4 protein-coding genes are annotated in these 4049 nt (G+C 64.3%); all 4 read left to right on the forward strand.

Annotation, left to right across the window (positions count from 1 at the left end; translation table 11 throughout):
• On the forward strand, positions 1–2335 hold a 2335-nt coding region (locus VGN68_RS12620), incomplete at its 5' end, for an efflux RND transporter permease subunit (protein ID WP_327477198.1).
• A gap of 13 nt (positions 2336–2348) precedes the next feature.
• Positions 2349–2834 carry an SRPBCC family protein gene (locus tag VGN68_RS12625; protein WP_058455300.1) on the forward strand — a complete coding sequence of 162 codons (486 nt, stop codon included), beginning with the start codon at positions 2349–2351 and terminating at the stop codon, positions 2832–2834.
• Positions 2831–3265, forward strand: coding sequence for a disulfide bond formation protein B (locus VGN68_RS12630; RefSeq protein ID WP_058455299.1), 435 nt, complete (start codon positions 2831–2833; stop codon positions 3263–3265). Before VGN68_RS12625 ends, VGN68_RS12630 begins: the two co-directional genes overlap by 4 nt.
• Positions 3262–3906 (forward strand): DsbA family protein, encoded by a 645-nt coding sequence (locus VGN68_RS12635; protein WP_058455298.1) that lies wholly within the window; start codon positions 3262–3264, stop codon positions 3904–3906. The genes VGN68_RS12630 and VGN68_RS12635 overlap by 4 nt, the downstream gene beginning before the upstream one ends.
• Positions 3907–4049 lie beyond the last annotated feature (143 nt).

The following is a 4049-nucleotide window of genomic DNA, read 5'->3' on the forward strand; positions in this document are numbered from 1 at the left end:
GCTGACCTTCGGCTTCGAGCGCGCCAAGGGCGCCTCGGATGTGACCGTCTATGACGCTGCGGTCGAGGAGCTGCGAAAACTCGAGAAGGAAAACCCCAAGGTCAAATTCACCGAGCTGTTCAGCGATATCGAATATACCAAGGGCCAATATCATTCGGCGATCAATGCGATGGTCGAAGGCGCGATCCTCGCGGTCGTCGTCGTCTTCCTTTTCTTGCGCGACTGGCGGGCGACGCTGATCTCGGCGCTTGCCATCCCGCTGTCGGCGGTACCGACCTTCCTGTTCATGGACCTCATGGGCTTCTCGCTCAACATGATGACCTTGCTCGCGCTTAGCCTCGTTGCCGGCGTGTTGGTCGACGATGCGATCGTCGAGATCGAGAATATCGTGCGCCACATGCGGATGGGCAAATCGGCCTATCAGGCCTCGATCGACGCCGCCGACGAGATCGGCCTCGCGGTGCTCGCCACGACGATGACGATCGTCGCGGTGTTTCTGCCGGTCGGGCTGATGCCGGGCGTCGCCGGGCAATATTTCAAGAATTTCGGGCTGACGGTCGTGGCCGCGGTGCTGATGAGCCTCGCGGTCGCGCGCATGATCACGCCCATGCTCGCTGCCTATTTTCTCTCTGCGCAGGGCCCGCAAAAGCATGGCGAGGGCCCGCTGATCGACACCTATATGCGCATCTTGCGCTGGAGCCTCGATACCAGCGGGGCCGCTGCCGCGCGTGCGCGCGGCGGGCGCTGGAAATGGCTCGGCTATTTAAAGGACCATCGCATCTGGGTGGTCGGCATCGGCGTGCTGGCGCTGTTCGCGACCATCTTCAGCTTCTCGCTGCTTCCCATGACCTTCCAGCCGTCGATCGATTCCGATACGAGCCGCGTCGCCATCCAGCTCGCACCGGGTGCGACGCTCGAACAGACCGAGGCGGTGGCCGACGAAGTGACCGATCTCATGAAGCGCGATCCGCTCGTCGAATCCGCCTTGTCGCGGATCGATGTCGGCACGGCGACGGTCTATCTGAAACTGCGCAAGGACCGTGAGCTCACCTCCACCGAGTTCGAAAAGGACCGCGCGCCGCGGCTGGCGCAGGTTCCCGATGCCCGCATCAACTTCCAATCGCAGCATGGCGGTGGCGGCGGGAGCAGCCGTGACATCTCGATCACGCTAGGCAGCGACGACCCGAAGAAGCTCGAAGATATCGGCAACCGGCTGCTTGCCGAAATGGCCCGTGTGAAGGAGATTCGCTCGCCGCGTGTCGAAGGCAATCTCCAAAGGCCCGAGATCGTCATTCGCCCGCGCTTCGCGCTCGCGGCGCAGCTCGGCGTCACCACCCAGGCGCTCAGCCAGTCGATCCGCGTCGCGACGCTTGGCGAGATCGACCAGAACAGCGCCAAATTCTCGCTGTCCGACCGGCAGATACCGGTGCGCGTCGCGCTAGCGGAAACCGCGCGCGAGCGGCTCGATACACTGCGCAACATGCCGGTTCCGACCCGGAACGGGGGAACGGTGCCGCTTTCTGTCGTCGCAGAGATTGGCTTCGGCGCCGGCCCCACCCAGATCAATCGGACCAACCAGGTGCGCCAGCTCACCATAGGGGCCGACCTTGCTCCGGGTCTCGTGACCGGTCAGGCGATGGAGAAAGTCGAGGCGTTGCCGGCGCTGAAGACGTTACCCGCCGGGGTCGCCCGGCTGGTGCTCGGGAGTGCCAAATGGCAGGCCGAGATGCTGCGCAACTTCGCGATCGCGGTCGTTTCGGGGATATTCCTCGTGCTGGCGGTCCTGATCCTGCTCTATCGCAAGATCATCCCACCCTTCGTCAACATGGGCTCGCTTCTGCTCGCCCCCCTCGGCGGGGCGATCGCGTTGCTGCTGACGGGCTATCCGCTCTCGCTTCCCGTGTTCATCGGCGTGCTGATGCTGCTCGGTATCGTCGGCAAGAACAGCATCTTGCTGGTCGATTTCGCGATCGAGGAAATGGCGTCCGGGGTGCCGCGCGACGAGGCGATCGTCGACGCCGGACACAAGCGCGCGCAGCCGATCCTGATGACCACGGTCGCGATGGTCGCGGGCATGATCCCGACCGCGCTATCACTGACCGGCGACGGCGCATGGCGCGCGCCGATGGCGGTCACGGTGATCGGCGGGCTTATCCTTTCGACGATGCTGACGCTGCTGATCGTGCCGGCGTCCTTCAGCCTTGCGGCGGGCTTCGAACGCAGGATGGCACCGCGCCTGCGCCGCTGGTTCACCACGGGCGGCGCGCATGCCGACCCATCGCCTGCGGGCGTCACCGACATCGGCGCGGGGCAAAGCCCGGCGGCCGATCGATAGAGGAGTGAAGCTGATGGAGTTCGAGCGGGAGCATGACCTCCCCTATAGTGCGGAACAAATATGGGCGGTCCTCGGCGATTTCGACAATCACCGGATCTGGAACCCTTATGTCCGGATCGAGCGGCTTGCCGAGGACCCGGTCGCGATCCGCTATTCGATGCGCATGGATCCGCAAAAGCCCAAGTTTCTTGAAGTTTCCGCGGCGGTGCTCTCCGCGCGCCCCGGGGAAGAGCTGATACTCGACGTAAAGCCGAGCTTCATCCTCCAGTTTGAGGAAAGCTATATCCTGACGCCGACGGCAAGCGGGACGAAGTTCGTTCACCGCTATCGCTGCCGCGGGCCTTTTGCCTGGCTCCCGCTTCCCGGCCTCCGCACCAGCTTTCAAAGAATGCTCGCCTCGATCGACGGCATCCTGCTCAGCTACCTGAAGTCCAAATACAGCAAGCCGCAATCGCCGCCGCGACGGCCCAAGTCCAAGTTCAAAGGTGGTCGGCGATGACGAGCTTTCCGCTGCTGGCACCGCACAAATGGCGTCCGCTCGGCGTAGCTTGGGCAATTGCCTTCCTGTCGAGCCTGGCCGTCCTCTTCGTCGGCGAGGTCATGGGCCAAGTGCCGTGTGATCTCTGTTGGTTCCAGCGCGCCTTCATGTTCCCGCTCTCGATCATTCTCGGCATCGCAGCGTTCAAGTCGGACCGCGCCGTTGTTCCTTATGGACTGGCGCTGGCGGCCGGCGGTGCTCTCGTCGCATTCTATCACAGCTTGCTCTATGTCGGCGTCATTCCGGCTCCGATCGTCCCCTGCACCGGCGGCCCGTCATGCTCGGGAGAGAGCATGGCAGTCGGAGGCGTGCCGCTGCCCCTCCTGTCGCTGGCCGCCTTCGCGCTCATCCTGACCCTCTTGCTCAACTTCCAAAGGAGACTGAAATCATGAACCGTCGAATCGGAGTGATGGCCACGCTTGCCCTGTCGGCGCTCGCCTTTACCGGTGGCGCGATGCTTTACAGCGGGAGCGCCGAGGGCGAACCCACCAAGAAGGTCGTGGCGGGACCCGTCGACAGCCTCATTCGCCCGCACTCGCCGATCATTGGGCCGAAAAATGCCCCGGTCACGATCGTCGAATTCTTCGACCCGTCGTGCGAGGCCTGCCGTGCCTTCTATCCGACAGTCAAGGGTATCGTCGCCAAATATCCCAAGGATGTGCGTCTCGTGATGCGCTACCTGCCGCTGCACCCCGGTTCGGCCGAGGCGATCGTGATCCTCGAAGCCGCGCGTGTCCAGGGCAAGCTCGAGCCGGTGACGGCGGCGCTGCTTGAGGCGCAGCCCGACTGGCACGACGGCAAGATGGACGGCGCCTGGGCCGCGGCCGAGAAGGCCGGCCTCAATGTCGCGAAGGCGCGCGCGATGCCAACCGCCGATGCGATGGCGTGGATGGAGCAGGACATTGCCGACGCGCGCGCGGTCGGCGTCAAGGGCACCCCGACCTTCTTCGTCAATGGCGAGATGCTCGTCCAACCCAGCCCCGAACAGGTCGAGGCCCGAGTCCAGGCCGCGGTAGCGGCAAAGGGCAAATAAGACCCGCACCCGTCCCGCTTCGTCCACGCGGGACGGGTGCCCACCATGCGGCGCGATACTGTCTCTCCCGCCATCGGCCTGTCGCATGGAGACGCCGGGTCACCGTCCGATCGGCAGCATCGGAGCCAATATTCACAGCGCAT

It is taken from the genome of Sphingopyxis sp., assembly GCF_035998965.1.
In the GTDB taxonomy this organism is placed as follows: Bacteria; Pseudomonadota; Alphaproteobacteria; order Sphingomonadales; family Sphingomonadaceae; genus Sphingopyxis.